Origin of the sequence: Ralstonia edaphi, assembly GCF_958350185.1 — a bacterium.
GTDB classification, from domain to species: domain Bacteria; phylum Pseudomonadota; class Gammaproteobacteria; order Burkholderiales; family Burkholderiaceae; genus Ralstonia; species Ralstonia edaphi.
This window is the reverse complement of the sequence record NZ_CATWHI010000005.1, coordinates 279858-294379: the sequence shown is the minus strand read 5'-3', so window position 1 is coordinate 294379 and position 14522 is coordinate 279858. Positions and strand designations below refer to the sequence as shown.

The 14522-nt window shown below is 62.8% G+C and carries 14 protein-coding genes; 3 read left to right on the top strand and 11 right to left on the bottom strand.

Translation table 11 applies throughout. From position 1 onward, the window contains the following. Window positions 1-7: 7 nt before the first annotated feature. Both ugpA and ugpB read right to left on the bottom strand, forming a co-directional pair. On the bottom strand, window positions 8-889 hold the full coding sequence (gene ugpA, locus R2669_RS18895; RefSeq protein WP_316887932.1) for a sn-glycerol-3-phosphate ABC transporter permease UgpA: 882 nt from the start codon (window positions 887-889) through the stop codon (window positions 8-10). Between the two features lie 76 nt (window positions 890-965). Then, window positions 966-2282, bottom strand: a complete 1317-nt coding sequence (ugpB, locus tag R2669_RS18890; protein WP_147213513.1) for a sn-glycerol-3-phosphate ABC transporter substrate-binding protein UgpB — start codon at window positions 2280-2282, stop codon at window positions 966-968. Window positions 2283-2479: 197 nt separating this feature from the next. On the opposite strand from ugpB, the gene R2669_RS18885 reads away from it, so the two are divergent. After that, the gene (locus R2669_RS18885; protein WP_316901708.1) at window positions 2480-3373 is read left to right on the top strand and encodes an HAD family hydrolase; all 894 of its coding nucleotides are present in this window, start codon (window positions 2480-2482) and stop codon (window positions 3371-3373) included. A 165-nt stretch (window positions 3374-3538) separates the two neighbouring features. Continuing rightward, complete coding sequence (locus R2669_RS18880) at window positions 3539-3868, top strand: hypothetical protein (protein WP_147213510.1); 330 nt, start codon at window positions 3539-3541, stop codon at window positions 3866-3868. Between the two features lie 113 nt (window positions 3869-3981). On the opposite strand, the gene ntrC is transcribed toward R2669_RS18880, so the two are convergent. The 4 genes from ntrC to R2669_RS18860 all read right to left on the bottom strand — a co-directional run bounded on the left by ntrC (window position 3982) and on the right by R2669_RS18860 (window position 8866). Next, the gene (gene ntrC, locus R2669_RS18875; protein WP_147213509.1) at window positions 3982-5490 is read right to left on the bottom strand and encodes a nitrogen regulation protein NR(I); all 1509 of its coding nucleotides are present in this window, start codon (window positions 5488-5490) and stop codon (window positions 3982-3984) included. A 67-nt stretch (window positions 5491-5557) separates the two neighbouring features. After that, window positions 5558-6760, bottom strand: a complete 1203-nt coding sequence (gene glnL, locus R2669_RS18870; protein ID WP_147213507.1) for a nitrogen regulation protein NR(II) — start codon at window positions 6758-6760, stop codon at window positions 5558-5560. Window positions 6761-6767: 7 nt separating this feature from the next. Next, window positions 6768-7292, bottom strand: a complete 525-nt coding sequence (locus tag R2669_RS18865; RefSeq protein ID WP_024975940.1) for a hypothetical protein — start codon at window positions 7290-7292, stop codon at window positions 6768-6770. A gap of 158 nt (window positions 7293-7450) precedes the next feature. Beyond that, window positions 7451-8866: a 3-hydroxylaminophenol mutase gene (locus R2669_RS18860; protein WP_147213506.1), complete on the bottom strand. Its 1416-nt coding sequence runs from the start codon at window positions 8864-8866 to the stop codon at window positions 7451-7453. A 468-nt stretch (window positions 8867-9334) separates the two neighbouring features. Between R2669_RS18860 and R2669_RS18855 the strand changes: the two genes are divergently transcribed. Then, the gene (locus tag R2669_RS18855) at window positions 9335-9811 is read left to right on the top strand and encodes a rhodanese-like domain-containing protein (protein ID WP_147213505.1); all 477 of its coding nucleotides are present in this window, start codon (window positions 9335-9337) and stop codon (window positions 9809-9811) included. Window positions 9812-9822: 11 nt separating this feature from the next. On the opposite strand, the gene R2669_RS18850 is transcribed toward R2669_RS18855, so the two are convergent. From R2669_RS18850 to R2669_RS18830, 5 genes are all read right to left on the bottom strand, one after another. Continuing rightward, window positions 9823-10641, bottom strand: coding sequence for a competence/damage-inducible protein A (locus tag R2669_RS18850; protein ID WP_147213504.1), 819 nt, complete (start codon window positions 10639-10641; stop codon window positions 9823-9825). 23 nt (window positions 10642-10664) lie between these two features. Continuing rightward, window positions 10665-11522 (bottom strand): EI24 domain-containing protein, encoded by an 858-nt coding sequence (locus R2669_RS18845; protein WP_147213503.1) that lies wholly within the window; start codon window positions 11520-11522, stop codon window positions 10665-10667. A gap of 77 nt (window positions 11523-11599) precedes the next feature. Next, on the bottom strand, window positions 11600-12574 hold the full coding sequence (locus R2669_RS18840; RefSeq protein WP_316901706.1) for a sterol desaturase family protein: 975 nt from the start codon (window positions 12572-12574) through the stop codon (window positions 11600-11602). A gap of 1 nt (window position 12575) precedes the next feature. Then, window positions 12576-13406, bottom strand: coding sequence for a polysaccharide deacetylase family protein (locus R2669_RS18835; RefSeq protein WP_316901705.1), 831 nt, complete (start codon window positions 13404-13406; stop codon window positions 12576-12578). Window positions 13407-13422: 16 nt separating this feature from the next. Next, complete coding sequence (locus R2669_RS18830) at window positions 13423-14418, bottom strand: YncE family protein (protein ID WP_316901703.1); 996 nt, start codon at window positions 14416-14418, stop codon at window positions 13423-13425. Window positions 14419-14522: the final 104 nt, after the last annotated feature.

Below are 14522 nucleotides of genomic sequence, written 5' to 3'. Positions count from 1 at the left end.
CCTCCTTTCAGTATTGGACTTTGCGTTCGACATAGCGGAACTGGACGATCGTCAGCACGATCACCAGGCCCATGAGGATCACCGACTGCGCCGCCGATCCGCCGATATCGAGACCGCGCACGCCGTCTTGGTAGACCTTGAACACGAGCGTCTCCGTCGCCTTGAACGGCCCGCCCTGCGTGACCGAATCGATGATGGCGAAGGTGTCGAAGAACGCGTACACGACGTTCACCACCATCAGGAAAAACGTGGTGGGCGACAGCAGCGGGAACACGATCGACCAGAAGCGCTTCCACGGCCCGGCGCCGTCAATGGCCGCCGCTTCGATCAGCGACTTCGGAATGCTTTGCAGACCCGCGAGGAAGAAGAGGAAGTTGTAGCTGATCTGCTTCCAGGCCGCGATGATGACCACCAGCGTCAGCGCCTGCCCGCCGTTGAGCACGAAGTTCCAGTCCACGCCCAACTTGCGGATCACGAACGAGACGATGCCCAGCGAGGGGTTGAAGAGGAAGCTCCACAGCACGCCCGCAACGGCCGGCGCAATCGCGTACGGCCAGATCAGCAGGGTCTTGTAGAACGTGGCGCCACGCAGCGCACGGTCGGCAAAGTACGCCAGCGCCAGCGAAGTGCCGAGACCGACCAGAGCGACGCCAATGGCGAACACGGCTGTGGTCTGGAACGACCCGAGGTAGGTCGGATCGTTGAAGAGATCATGAAAGTTCTCCAGCCACACGAATTCGAGGTTGATGCCGAAAGCATCCTGGCGCAGCAGCGACTGATACAGCGCTTGCCCGGCCGGCCAGAAGAAGAACACCAGAGTGATGACGATCTGCGGGGCCACCAGCACATACGGCAACCAGCGCGATCGAAAAACGACGCGTTTTTCCATGCGACATTCCAAAAACGCACCGCCGGCCGGTGCAAGCGCACGAGGCCGGCGGTTTAGACGAGCGCTGAATCGGCGCTTATTCCTTGACGGTCTTTTCGAAGCGGACGAGCAGCTCGTTGCCGCGTGACACAGCCGTGTCCAGCGCTTCCTTCGGCGTCTTCTTGCCGGCCCAGACCGATTCCAGCTCTTCGTCGATCACCTGACGAATCTGCGGGAAGTTGCCCAGACGGATGCCGCGCGACTTGTCGGTCGTCTTGACGATCATCTGCTTGACGGCCACATCGGCGCCCGGGTTCTTGTCGTAGTAGCCGGACTTTTTCGTCAGTTCATACGCTTCCAGCGTCACAGGCAGATAACCCGTCGACTGGTGCCAGTCGGCCTGCACTTCGGGACGCGACAGGAACGTGAAGAACTTCGCCACGCCCTTGTACTCCTCAGCCTTGTGGCCGCCCATCACCCACAGCGAAGCGCCGCCGATGATGGTGTTCTGCGGGGCTCCAGGCACGCCGGCTTCGTACGGCAGCGGTGCGGGGCTGAAGCTGAACTTGGCGTTCTTGCGGATGTTCGCCAGCGCTGCCGACGAACCCGTGTGCATGGCGCACTCGCCGGCGATGAACTTCGCCTTCGGCTCGTCCTTGCGGCCGGCGTAGGTGAAGTAGCCCTTCTTCTGCATGTCCTGCAGGTTCTCGATGTGCTTGATCTGCACCGGGCCATTGAAGTTCAAGCGAGCCTTGGCACCACCAAAGCCGTTGTTCTCCGTGGCGAACGACACGTTGTGCCACGCCGAGAAGCTCTCCAGATGCACCCACGACTGCCAGTCGGTCGTGTAGCCACAGGCCACGCCCGCTGCCTTCAGCTTGGCCGCGTCGACAGCCACTTCCTGCCACGTTGCGGGCGGCTTGTTCGGGTCAAGGCCGGCCTTCTTGAAGGCGTCCTTGTTGTAATACATGATCGTCGTCGAGCTGTTGAACGGGAACGACAGCATCTCGCCCTTGTTCGACGTGTAATAACCCGCCACGGCCGGCACGTAGGCCTTCGGGTCAAACTTCTCGCCGGCGTCCTTCATGATCTTGGCGACCGGCACGATAGCGCCCTTGGCGTTCATCATCGTTGCGGTACCGACCTCGAACACCTGCAGGATGGCCGGTGCATTGCCGGCGCGGAAGGCCGCGATGCCCGCCGCCAGCGATTCATCGTACTGGCCCTTGTAGACCGGCACGATCTTGTAGTCGGACTGGCTGGCGTTGAACTTGGTGGCGATCTCGTTCACCTTGTCGTTCAAGGCGCCTTCCATCGAATGCCACCACTGGATTTCCGTCACTGCGTACGCGCCCTGCGCAAACGTACACGCGGCCAGTACTGCTGCGGCCCCCGCAATCTTCTTGATCGACATCATTTCTCCTTGTTTCGACCCGGCGGGCTCCCTCGCTCCGCCCACGGCGCGCCGACTGTAAATGCACGGTCGGTCATTTTTATGACAGCGGGATGTTACTTGGCTTTCTGTCACAAAGAAATCGGGAAATCCCTCCAAGGTTTGGCTTGCAACGGCCGTTAGAATGGATTGAAGACACTCTCTATTGCACCCGCAGCATGCTCGCCCCACCCGCCACTCCTGCCGCTCCGGACTCGCCTGAAACCACGCCGGTCATCGCCGAGCGACGTGTTCCGCTGCCCTTGCATCAGCTCCCGGATGATGCACTGCGCAATATCACAGGCGTCTTCACCGACGTGGATGGAACCCTCACCACGAGGGGGAAGCTTCCCGCGCAGACGTACTCCGCGCTGGAGCGGCTGCATCGGGCTGGCATCAAGGTCGTGCCGGTCACGGGCCGGTCGATTGCCTGGTGCGAAGTCATTGCGCGGCTGTGGCCCGTCGATGCCGTGATCGGCGAAAACGGCGCGTTTGCCATGCGCGTCGATTCGCGCGGGCATCTGGCGACCGATTTTGTCGACGACGCCCAAACACGCGCACGCAATCTGGAGCGCATTCGTGAAGTGGGTGCGGAGATCCGGCGCGCAGTGCCGGGCTCAGCCCTGGCGACGGACCAGGCGTGGCACGCTGCCGATCTGGCTGTCGATCATGCCGAGCAAGTCCCGCCGCTGCCGCAGCACGCCGTACAGCACATCGTCGACATCATGCGCACGCACGGGATGCATGCCACCGTCAGCTCGATCCACGTCAACGGCTGGTTCGGCAAGCACGACAAGCTGAGCGCCAGCGTATCGCTCGCACGCCGCGCATTCGGCCTTGACCTACATGCCGAGCGCGACCGTTGGGTGTTCGTAGGCGACTCCGCCAACGATGCGGCAATGTTCGAGTTCTTCCCACTTTCGGTGGGCGTGGCCAATGTACTGGACGTGATCGATACGCTGCCCATGCCACCGGCGTACCTCACCGAGGCCGAAGGCGGCGGCGGCTTTGCCGAAGTCGCCGAGCGCATCCTGGAAGCGCGATCCCTCGCCCTGCCCGCGCCGCGCGCCTGAGGCGAAATCCTCGTACCGCGACACGAACTGGAGTTTGGCGTTGTCTGCCGCACACGGCACGCCGCTTGCGCCGAAATTGGGCGTTGCACCGCTTTGCACCATGTGACGGCCTCACAACGGTGCATGCGGCGCGACGCCTTTTCACGCAACCGACAGGAGCCCTCTATGCAAACAGAGAAACTGCGCCAGCGTTTTGAACATGCGGAAAGCACCATCGCCGAACTGGCCCGGACCTGTGCGTCGCACAAGGACGTGCCTGACTCGCTGAAGCAATCGATCCAGCAACTGGATGACCAAGCCCGCCAATGCCACTCACGGCTGGAAGGTGCTGAAGACCAGCAGACCTTCGTCGAGGCCGTCGACAGGCTGGAAGCGTATTCCGATCGCGCGAAAATGGCCTGCCAGAACGCCACCGGCAAGGTAGACCAGTCCGTGGAATCTGCCGTGATGCGCGCCCACGAAGAACTGTCCCAGTTGAAGCACAAGCTGCACTAAGCGCACCCCTATTCACGCACAAAAAAAAGAGGCGGATTCCCATATCGGAAATCCGCCCAATCCCAATCGCCAAGCTCGACGATATTCGGTGGACTGGCCCTGCTGACGGTGCGTCAGTCGAAGCCCAGCTCCTGCAATTTGCGCGTGATGGTGTTGCGGCCGATGCCCAGCCGCGTTGCAGCCTCAACACGACGACCGCGCGTGACACCAAGCGCAGCCTCGAGGATCGCCTTCTCGAAGCGACGCGTGAGCGCGTCCATCACATCGGGCTGGCCAGCCTCGAGCATGGCCTTGGCCTCGCCCGCAAGCGCGCGCTCCCAGCCTGCAGCGATGGATGCCCCTACTGAAGTCGTCGAAAGCAACGTATCGACCGACGGCGTCACGCCATACGGTTCGCCACCATGCGACGGCTCGCCGATGAAGGCGGGGCGCGCCGGGGCATCGCCCATGGCCGGCAGCATCTGCGCATTGCCACGCACCAGGTCAGCGGGCAGGTCCTTGGCCTCGATGGTCTGCGCCGGCGCCATCACGGTCAACCAGTTGCAGAGGTTTTCGAGTTGCCGCACGTTGCCGGGGAACGGCAGCGTGGCGATATGTGCCAGCGCATCGTCCGACATGCGCTTGGGCTCCACGCCCAGCTCCTTGGCGCTCTTCTGCAGGAAATGGCGGGCCAGCAGCGTGATGTCTTCCGGGCGCTCGCGCAGCGCGGGCAAGCGCAGACGGATCACGTTCAGGCGGTGGAACAAGTCCTCGCGGAACAGGCCGTCCTTGACCCGTGTTTCAAGATTCTGGTGCGTAGCCGCAATGACGCGCACGTTGGCCTTGAGCGGGTTGTGACCGCCCACGCGATAGAAATGCCCATCCGACAGCACGCGCAGCAACCGCGTCTGCAGATCGAACGGCATGTCGCCGATTTCGTCGAGGAACAGCGTGCCGCCCTCGGCTTGTTCGAAGCGCCCGCGGCGCATGGTCTGCGCGCCCGTAAAGGCGCCACGCTCATGGCCGAACAGCTCGGATTCGAGCAGGTCTTTCGGAATCGCCGCCGTGTTCAGCGCGATGAAGGGGCCGCTCGCACGCGGGCTGTGCTTATGCAGCGCCCGCGCTACCAGTTCCTTACCCGTGCCCGACTCCCCGGTGATCAGCACGGTCACGTTCGACTGCGACAGCCGCCCAATCGCGCGGAACACATCCTGCATGGCCGGCGCCTGACCGAGAATCTCCGGCGCATCGCTCAGGCGATCGTCGATTTCCTCTTCGCGCAGGCTCTCTTCCAGCGCCCGGCGGATCAACTCGACCGCGCGATCCACGTCGAACGGCTTGGCCAGGTACTCGAACGCACCGCCCTGGAACGCTGCTACGGCGCTGTCCAGGTCCGAATACGCCGTCATGATGATGACCGGCAGTCCGGGATGCTTGGTCTTGATGGCCTGCAGCAGATCGAGCCCCGAACCGCCCGGCATGCGGACGTCGGAAATCAGGACTTGCGGTGTTTCTTCGTCGAGCGCGTTGAGCGCGTCGCGCACGTTGGTAAAGCTGCGCGAGAGCAGGCTCTCACGTGCGAGCGCCTTCTCGAGGACCCAGCGGATGGATTGATCGTCGTCGACTATCCAGATTGGCTTCATGTGTTGGTTCGTCTGCTTGACTTCGTCTCGCCTGGGCCTTCTCGCGCTGCGTCGTTGAAGCTGACGCTCAATGCAGCGGCACGAGAATGCGGAAATCCGTCTGACCTGGCCTGCTCTCGCATTCGATCAGTCCGTCGTGCTGCTGCACGAACGTCTGCGCGAGTGTCAGGCCCAGCCCACTTCCCCCCTCCCTTCCTGACACCAGCGGGAAGAAGATTCGCTCGCGGATGTCGTCCGGGATACCAGGACCGTTGTCCACTACATGCAAGTCCAATGCCAGCTTGTAAAGACGTTTTGCAATCGTAACTTTGCGTGCCACGCGAGTGCGCAAGATGATTTCGCCATCGCCCTGCGCAATGCGAGGGCCCAGCGCATGTGCCGCGTTATGAACGATGTTGAGCACCGCCTGGATGAGCTGCTCCTTGTCGCCTCGGAACTCCGGCAGGCTCGCGTCATAGTCGCGCACGATCCGCAGGCCCTGGGGGAACTCCGCCAGCACCACGGAGCGCACGCGCTCCAGCACCTCGTGGATGTTCACATCGCCCACGATATGCGGATGCCGGTGCGGTTCGAGCAGGCGGTCGACCAGCGTCTGCAGCCGGTCGGATTCCTTGATGATGACCTGCGTGTACTCGCGCAGCGAGCGCTCCGGCAGTTCGAACTCCAGCAACTGCGCCGCGCCGCGAATGCCGCCCAACGGGTTCTTGATCTCATGAGCCAGGTTGCGGATCAGCTCTTTGTTGGCAGAGGTCAGGTCCAGCAAGCGCTCCTCGCGCTCGCTGCGGATCTTCTGCTCGTTCGGCAGCAGCTCAAGCAGCACCGATCCTGGGGCAAAGTCCAGTGCACCGACCACGGCGTGCGCGTGCAGCGGCTCATGGCCCACACGGTCGAGTGACACGTCGCGCCGCTTGGCATCGAACTGGCGAGCCGCCACGGTGGCGATCATCTCCGCCAGCTCCGACGGATCGGCAAACAGCTCGTACAACGACATCTCCACCAACTGACGGCGGGACACGGCCAGCGCGGCTTCAGCGGCGGGATTGGCGTAGAAAATCGTCAGCGCCGGATGGCGGACGAAGAGGATGGGATTGGGCACCGCGTCGAGCCCGGGGAACGATGGCGGTGCACCATGTGAAAACGGAATCGGCGGCGGCCCGTCGATGGGCGCACCTGCGGAGACTTCCACGCCGGTGGCGAAGGCTGACGGCGCGGATGGCGTCGTCTGTTCCTGTTCATCGCGGCGTGCCGCTTTGCGGATCAGTCGACGCATGGTTCATCTAGTCCTTGAGATTGCCCAGCTCCCGGCGGATGGAATCGACATTGGCCTGGCTGCGTTCGATGTCGCCCTTCAACTGCGCGGTGCGGTCCAGATACTTCTGATAGTTACGTTCATTGCCCTGGCGCTCGGGCTGGCCGTTGTTGTATTCGGCCTTCAACGCCTGGAGCTTGCGCTCCTCGTCTGCCAGCTCGGCTTCCAGCACCTGGCGGCGTTCACCGTCACGTGCCTTCTGCGTGGCGTTGTCCACGCGGGGGAAACCACCGCCTGCATTGTTTTGCGCCGGCGCGGGTGCAGCCCCTGCACTGCGCGGGCTGCGCGTGCCAGGGACAGTCACCACATCCGGCAGCGTCAACTTCTTGCAGCCTTTCACATTGCCGCTGTTGCGGTACTCCGGCACGCCGTTCGGACCGGTGCACAGATAGACGTCATCGGCGTACGCGGGTGCCTGCACAGACAGCGTGGCAAACACCGCCGCAGCGGCGGCAAGCAGTCCGGATGCGATGCGTGGGGAAGGACGGAACATGAATGGAACCTGGCGGATACGTCGATCGGGCGCCGGAGTCCGGCGGACGATCATTCTAGCCACAAAACCCCGCTTCATAAAAAGGAAGGGCGACCTGCGCCGCCCCTCCTCTCACAACCGTCTCTTCGCCCCGACACATCGCTCGGGGCGCTCGCAGATTACAGCGAGTAGTACATCTCGAACTCGAGCGGGTGCGTCGTCATGCGGAAGCGCGTGACTTCTTCCATCTTCAGCTCAATGTAGGCGTCGAGCATGGCGTTGGAGAACACACCACCGCGGGTCAGGAATTCGCGGTCCTTGTCCAGGTACTCGAGGGCCTGATCCAGGCTCGAGCACACGGTCGGGATCTTTGCGTCTTCTTCCGGCGGCAGGTCGTACAGGTTCTTGTCGGCAGCTTCGCCCGGGTGGATCTTGTTCTGCACGCCATCCAGGCCGGCCATCATCAGTGCCGAGAAGCCCAGGTACGGGTTCATCAGCGGATCCGGGAAGCGCGTCTCGATACGGCGGCCCTTCGGGTTCGCAACGTACGGAATACGGATCGAAGCCGAACGGTTACGTGCCGAGTAAGCCAGTTTGACCGGAGCTTCGAAGCCCGGCACCAGACGCTTGTACGAGTTCGTACCCGGGTTGGTGATGGCGTTCAGCGCGCGAGCGTGCTTGATGATGCCGCCGATGTAGTACAGAGCGAATTCCGACAGGCCGGCGTAGCCGTTGCCAGCGAACAGGTTCTGGCCGTCCTTCCAGATCGACTGGTGAACGTGCATGCCCGAACCGTTGTCGCCCACGACCGGCTTCGGCATGAACGTGGCGGTCTTGCCGTAGGTGTGTGCCACGTTCTGGATCACGTACTTCTGCAGTTGAGTCCAGTCGGCGCGTTGCACCAGCGTGCTGAACTTCGTGCCGATTTCGTTCTGGCCTTGGCCTGCGACTTCGTGGTGGTGCACTTCGACCGGAATGCCCAGCGATTCCAGGATCAGGCACATTTCCGAGCGCATGTCTTGGAACGTGTCGATCGGGGCGACGGGGAAGTAGCCGCCCTTCTTGCCCGGACGGTGGCCCGAGTTGCCGTGTTCGAAGTCCTTGCCCGACGACCACGGAGCTTCTTCGGAATTGATCTTCACGAAGCAACCCTGCATGTCGATGTTCCAGGTCACGCCGTCGAAGATGAAGAATTCGGGCTCCGGACCGAAGTAGGCAGTGTCGCCCAGGCCGGTGCTCTTCAGGTAGGCTTCAGCGCGCTTGGCGATCGAGCGCGGATCGCGGTCGTAGCCCTTGCCGTCCGACGGTTCGACCACGTCGCAGGTCAGGACGAGGGTCGGTTCTTCGTAGAACGGGTCGACGTGTGCGGTGTTTGCATCCGGGACCAGCAGCATGTCCGACGCTTCGATGCCCTTCCAGCCGGCAATCGACGAGCCGTCGAACGCGTGGCCGCTTTCGAACTTGTCTTCGTCGAAGTGCGAAACGGGGACCGAGACGTGCTGCTCCTTACCCTTGGTATCGGTGAAGCGGAAATCGACGAACTTGACGTCGTTTTCCTTCACGAGCTTCATCACGTCTGCAATGCTTTGGGACATGCCATTCTCCTGGTAGCGCAATAACGCAAAGTATTGTGAGCCGGTTGTGTGACGGTTCGCCGCGCAATCGGCCGCAACTCGCCCTCACTCCGAAACATCTTCTTTCCAGCAAGGTCATCCGACACGAACGGACGCCCCCGAAAAAGACCGCGGGAATCTTAGCAGAAACTATGCCAATTCCCGATCGCCAAGGGGCATGCGCTCCCGCAAACAGTGCAGGGCTGCGCCAGCCCATGTCTGACACGGTGCGCAGGCCTCCCACACCGCCCGACTGGCGCCGCTACGACCGGACCGGAGGAAGGGCTGAAGCTGTCCTGGCAGAATAGTCAACGCACCGAATAGGTGCTGAAAAACCCATAAAGCACCGTATAAGTGCATTCATGGTGCGACCGCACCAATTTTGGGATTTTCGCCCGTGCCCTATGACGGCGGCGCTAGAATGATTGTTTCCTATTTCCCCAGATCGCCATGACCGCCACCACGCTCACCCGCGAGTCCCTGCTGGAAGCCGCCGCCGCTCGCCGCGAGGCTGATCAGCTGCCGTACTTCGGCGCGCTGTCGCCACAAGAAGCTGCCGCCCTGCTGGCCGCGGACCCGCAAGCGCGCCTCGTGGATGTGCGCACGCGCGCAGAACTGGACTGGGTGGGCACGCCCGACGTTTCGCCCGGCCAGTTCGTGCATGTGGAGTGGAATCAGTATCCGGGCGGCGTGCGCAATGCCAACTTCCTCAGCGCGCTGGAAGCGGCCGTGCCCAAGGATGCTCCCGTGCTGTTCCTGTGCCGCAGCGCGGCGCGCTCCAAGCACGCTGCGGCTGCAGCCGCGCAGGCCGGCTACGCTATCGCGATGGATGTATTGGAGGGTTTCGAGGGCGCCAAAGACACCGAAGGCCACCGCAAGACCGTGGAAGGCTGGTGCTTCCGTGGTCTGCCCTGGCACGGCGCCTAACGAAAACGGCGTCAGGAACCGGCGGGGGCACCCGCCTCGAAAATTTCTCCGCCCAGCGCCAACGCGCCCTCTCGCAGCACCAGATAGGCGCTCGCTACGGCTTCCGGCGCTCCCTTCACGCCCAGGTCGATGTGCGAGCGGGCATAGCGCTCGCCGCGCGCCGCGTCGCCCACGCTAGGCAGGCTGAAGACCTTCACGCCATCGAACTCTGCTTCGATGCGCTCCATCAGCGGCGTGAGCCGCGACTCCGGCAGGCCGAACACCAGGAACGAGCGCTCCTCGCGCGGCGCGCGGTGGAATTGATCGGCGTAATAGGTGTCGAGCACCCACTCCATCATCGGCCACGCCATCACCGGAAAACCCGGCATGAAATGGTGATGCGCGACCGAGAAACCGGGGATGCGGTTATAGCTGTTCGGAATGATGCGCGCGCCCTGCGGAAACTCGCCCATCTTGAAGCGGTGCTGGTTTTCGGGCGTTGAGACATCCGCCTTGACCGGGTCGCCGTTGGCCGACTCGGCGATGCGCAGCGCGATCTGCTCACGCGCCTCCGGATGCAGCTCCAACGGCACGCCCAGTGCGGCAGCGGCGCATTGGCGCGTGTGGTCATCGGGCGTGGCGCCGATGCCACCAGTGCAGAACACCACGTCATCGCTGGCAAACGTACGCTTGAGTACGTTTGTGATGCGCGCAGGCTGGTCGCCGACGTACTCGGCCCACTCCAACGTCAGGCCGCGCTCCCCGAGCACTTCGATCAGCTTGCGCAGGTGCTTGTCTTCGCGGCGGCCGGAGAGGATCTCGTCGCCGATGATGATCATGCCGAAAGCCATGTCAGTTCCGATGGTTTTTTTGATTATTCGCGAGGCAGGTCGATGGTCGTGACCTCAATCACGCTGACATCGACCATGCGCGCAGACGGCGCTTCGGCGCGCAGACGCGTCAGCGCGCGCAAGCAGAAATGGCCGAACCACAGCGCCGAGAAGACAAAGATCAGCACATAGAGCCAGATGACGGCGATGGCGATGATCGGGAACAGCACAATCGTCACCACCGACGAGACCCACAGCAGCGTCGGTGCCGAGCCGAGCATGCCAACGGCTACGCCGATACCCAGAAGCGGCAGCCGATAGCGCTGCATGATCGCGCGGCGCTCTTCAGCGGTAGCGTGGTCAGCCAGCGCGTCGTAAGTCATCAAGCGGTATGTAAGCCAACCCCACAGCAGCGGGGGGATCAGCGCGAAGAACGGCGGAATCAGCCACAACGGCAGCGTAACGATGGCCACCAGGATGACCACCAGCGTGCATAGCAGTGCATGCGTCAGACTGCCCAGCACCGAGCCGCCCTTGCGACGCTCAAGCTGCGGATAGCTGCGATCAAGAAAACGCATGACCACCGGCACCGACGCTACGCTCACCAGCACGAGAATCGACACGACAATCACCGGTACCAGCAAGGTGATCACGAGCAGCGGCGCGATGGCCGACCACAAGCCTGCCATGCCAATGGCGTTGAGGCCGCTCTTGATCCAGCCCATAAAGGCCCAGCCTTCCACGGCGTTGCGAGCCATGCCGTTCATGGCATCCCAGCCGAAATACAGCACGCCGCCCCAGACCACCACAGCCACGACGAACGGCAGAACCGTCAGGAACAGCATGCGCGGATGCAGTTGCGAAAGCAGCGCGCGGCCAAATGAGCGAATCAGGTCGTTCATGCAGGAATCGGGAAATCAGGGAGCGAACAGCCTAGCACAGCGTGCGGACATGACGCAGGCGCTGCCCCGCCCGGGCTTTACGCCCGACCGAACAGGCGCTTGACGCCGAGCCACTGCTGACGCAGCACGCCGCGCCCGTAGTCGCGCGAGCGCCCGTGCGGCGCGGGAAGTTGGTCGCGGATACCGGTGGCGTGGTACTCGGGCGAGAAGATGGCGGTGCCGAACAGCATGTCCCACCACGGGAAGAGCACGCCAAAGTTGCAGCCGCCCAGCACGCCAGGCTTGCCCGGCACCTCATGCCCCAGCCCAATTGCGTGATGCAGCCGATGGAAGCGTGGCGAGATCAGCAGCCGGTCGCCGAGCCACCCGAAATGCAACCGCACGTTGGCGTGCTGCAGGCTTTGCAGTAACTGCGAAATGGCCACCAGCAGCACGTATTGCGAGGGTTCAACCCCGATGACCAGCGCCGCAATGGCAAACACCGCACCATGCAGCACATCGTCGAGGATGTGGTTGCGGTCATCGGACCACAGCGTCATCTGCTGCTGACTGTGATGCAACGAGTGCAGGTTCCACCACCAGTGGAATTTGTGCGACAGACGGTGATACCAGTAGTCGAGCAGGTCGAACAACACCAGGTAGATCAGAAAGCTGACGACAGCGACGGACGTGACGCCGGGCCACCAGTCTTCGACGTTCAGATGCGCCCAGCCCCAGAAACGCAGCTTGCCGTCGAGGTCGTCGATTAGCGGCTGCAGCGTGAAAAACATCAGCAGCGGGAAGAAACCCAGGCGGTGAAAGAGTGTGTAGAAGATGTCGGCGCGCACGGCCTTGCGGTCTTGCAGCGGCTCCACCGGACGCCAGCGCTCCAGCGGGCGGAAGATCAGCAGCAGCACCGCGATCTGCACCAGCCCCATCAGCAGCCACTCGGTGCCTGGGTAGGCATCTTCAACGTAACCGCCCAGGCCGATGGCATAGGTGATCGGCATCACGACGTGCTGGAAGAGCACGTCCTGCGCTTGCGTGAAGGTGTCGGCGATCCAGTCGAACATGTCAGCGTGCCGCTGTGCGTGCCGGGTGGGCAGCAAACCAGGCCTGGTACTGCGGATGATCGCGCAGCGTGGCAAAGCAGAAACCCTTGCGTTCCAGGCCGATGATCAACGGTTCCAGATCCGCCGGCGCCCACGGATCCTTGCGCGACCAGATGCCCAGATGCGCCATGGTGATGTCGCCATCGCGCAGGCTGGATAGCGCCTTCTGCAACAGCGCGTCGTTCGGATAACGCTCCGACGGCAACTCGTCGCCCAGGAAACCGGCGGGCGCCCAGGCAACGTGGGCAAACCCGCATTGCTTGGCCCAGCCTTCCGTCGTTGCCGAAAGATGACCTCCTGGCGCCCGCCACAGCGGGTCCATCGACTGACCGGTCATGGCCTTGAAACGCTCGGCGCTGCGTTTCAGCTCTGCACAGAATTCAGGCTCGCCCCACACAACATTGCGTCCGCCCTGCTCGCCAAACTGCGGGCGGAAACGGACCTTGCCTGCCCCGGCCTCGCCCTTGTAGTAGACGTGATCAAAGGTGTGTGTGCCGAAGGCGTGGCCGTCGGCGGCAAGCGATTTCCAATAGGGTGCCCAGCCGTCATCCAACGTGCTGTCGCCGTGGATGGTTTTCTCGTTGGCCAGGAAAAACGTGGCGTGAATGCGATGACGACGCAGCGTATCGGCAATCAACTGCGCCTGGCTCATGCTGCCGGTGTCGAATGTCAGGTAGACGGTGCCCTTGCACGCACCGGCATTCACCCCACCGGGCGCAGCCGTGGCCAATGCGCACAGCGCCAGCGCAGCCGTGGCAGCTGCAGCGCGCAACATCGACAGGCCGGATTTCATCGTCGTCTCGTGACGCTCAAATCAGCGGAGCGCGCGTGCGGAAGTAAATACCATGCGGCGAGCGCCCAACCTTGATCTCTTCCACCACCTTGCGGCTTGCGACGTCGACGATTGCCACGCGCTTTGCCCAGCGGCAGGTCACCCACAGTTGCTTGCCGTCGGCGGTCAATTCCATATCGTCGGGGCCGGGCGGCAGGCCGGTGATGTCGCCCACCTTGGTCAGCGTTTGCTGGTCGATGATGCTGATCGTGCCGGACACGCGGTTCGACAGGAACAGGTGGCGCTTGTCGCCCAGCGCACGGAAGTTGTGCGCGCCCTTGCCGGTGGGGATGCGCTTCACGCTGGTGCGGGTGTGCCAGTCGATTACTTCGACGTAATCGGCGCCGGTCATGCCGACCAGCAGGTATTTCTGGTCAGTCGTCACCCACACGCCGGCTGGCGCGGAGCCAATGGTCATGCGCCACATCACGTTCTGCGTGGGCAGGTCGATGGCCATCACCTCGTTGGAATCCTGCACGGTGACGAACGCGATCTTGCTGTCGGCGGTAAAGGCAATGTGGCTGGGCGTCTTGGCCGCTGGAATTTGCTTCGCGATGGTCAGCGCATGGCCGTCCCAGCGGTAAATGTCGATGCGGTCCAGACGGTTGCCCGTGGTCAGGAACCACTTCTGGTCAGGCGAGAAGCCGATCTGGTAAGGATCGTCGATGCGCGGCACGCGCTGCTGAATCTTGCCTGTGACGGGATCAAGGAAAACGAGGTCGTTGCCGACGGCGTTGGCGACGATCAACGACTTTTCGTCAGGCGTCGCGATCAGGTGGTGCGGCTCCTTGCCGATCGGGAACGTCTCGAGCACCTTGCGGGTGTCCTTGTCGATCAAAGAGACGGTTGCGTCGCCCGAGTTCAGCACGGTGACGACTTCAGCACGCGCCGCATGCGGTGCCATCAGAGCAGCGGCCGACAGGACCAGCGTGGAAAACCAACGGGAGGCAAACGAGGCGCGCAAGGCAGACATAACGAGAAGATTCAGCAACTTAGCCAGCCATTCTAACGCTCGCATTTACGCCACCGCTGACACAAATCAAAAAAAGAAAGCGGGAACTTTCCTCGCTCCCCACA

Bases quoted from the DNA above. Each gene is read 5' to 3' on its own strand.
- ugpB (WP_147213513.1), bottom strand. From the start codon at position 2,282: ATGTCGATCAAGAAGATTGCGGGGGCCGCAGCAGTACTGGCCGCGTGT.
- R2669_RS18865 (WP_024975940.1), bottom strand. From the start codon at position 7,292: ATGTTCCGTCCTTCCCCACGCATCGCATCCGGACTGCTTGCCGCCGCT.
- R2669_RS18845 (WP_147213503.1), bottom strand. From the start codon at position 11,522: ATGAACGACCTGATTCGCTCATTTGGCCGCGCGCTGCTTTCGCAACTG.
- glnL (WP_147213507.1), bottom strand. From the start codon at position 6,760: ATGCGTCGACTGATCCGCAAAGCGGCACGCCGCGATGAACAGGAACAG.
- R2669_RS18880 (WP_147213510.1), top strand. From the start codon at position 3,539: ATGCAAACAGAGAAACTGCGCCAGCGTTTTGAACATGCGGAAAGCACC.
- ntrC (WP_147213509.1), bottom strand. From the start codon at position 5,490: ATGAAGCCAATCTGGATAGTCGACGACGATCAATCCATCCGCTGGGTC.
- R2669_RS18850 (WP_147213504.1), bottom strand. From the start codon at position 10,641: ATGGCTTTCGGCATGATCATCATCGGCGACGAGATCCTCTCCGGCCGC.
- R2669_RS18885 (WP_316901708.1), top strand. From the start codon at position 2,480: ATGCTCGCCCCACCCGCCACTCCTGCCGCTCCGGACTCGCCTGAAACC.
- R2669_RS18860 (WP_147213506.1), bottom strand. From the start codon at position 8,866: ATGTCCCAAAGCATTGCAGACGTGATGAAGCTCGTGAAGGAAAACGAC.
- R2669_RS18855 (WP_147213505.1), top strand. From the start codon at position 9,335: ATGACCGCCACCACGCTCACCCGCGAGTCCCTGCTGGAAGCCGCCGCC.
- R2669_RS18835 (WP_316901705.1), bottom strand. From the start codon at position 13,406: ATGAAATCCGGCCTGTCGATGTTGCGCGCTGCAGCTGCCACGGCTGCG.
- R2669_RS18840 (WP_316901706.1), bottom strand. From the start codon at position 12,574: ATGTTCGACTGGATCGCCGACACCTTCACGCAAGCGCAGGACGTGCTC.
- R2669_RS18830 (WP_316901703.1), bottom strand. From the start codon at position 14,418: ATGTCTGCCTTGCGCGCCTCGTTTGCCTCCCGTTGGTTTTCCACGCTG.
- ugpA (WP_316887932.1), bottom strand. From the start codon at position 889: ATGGAAAAACGCGTCGTTTTTCGATCGCGCTGGTTGCCGTATGTGCTG.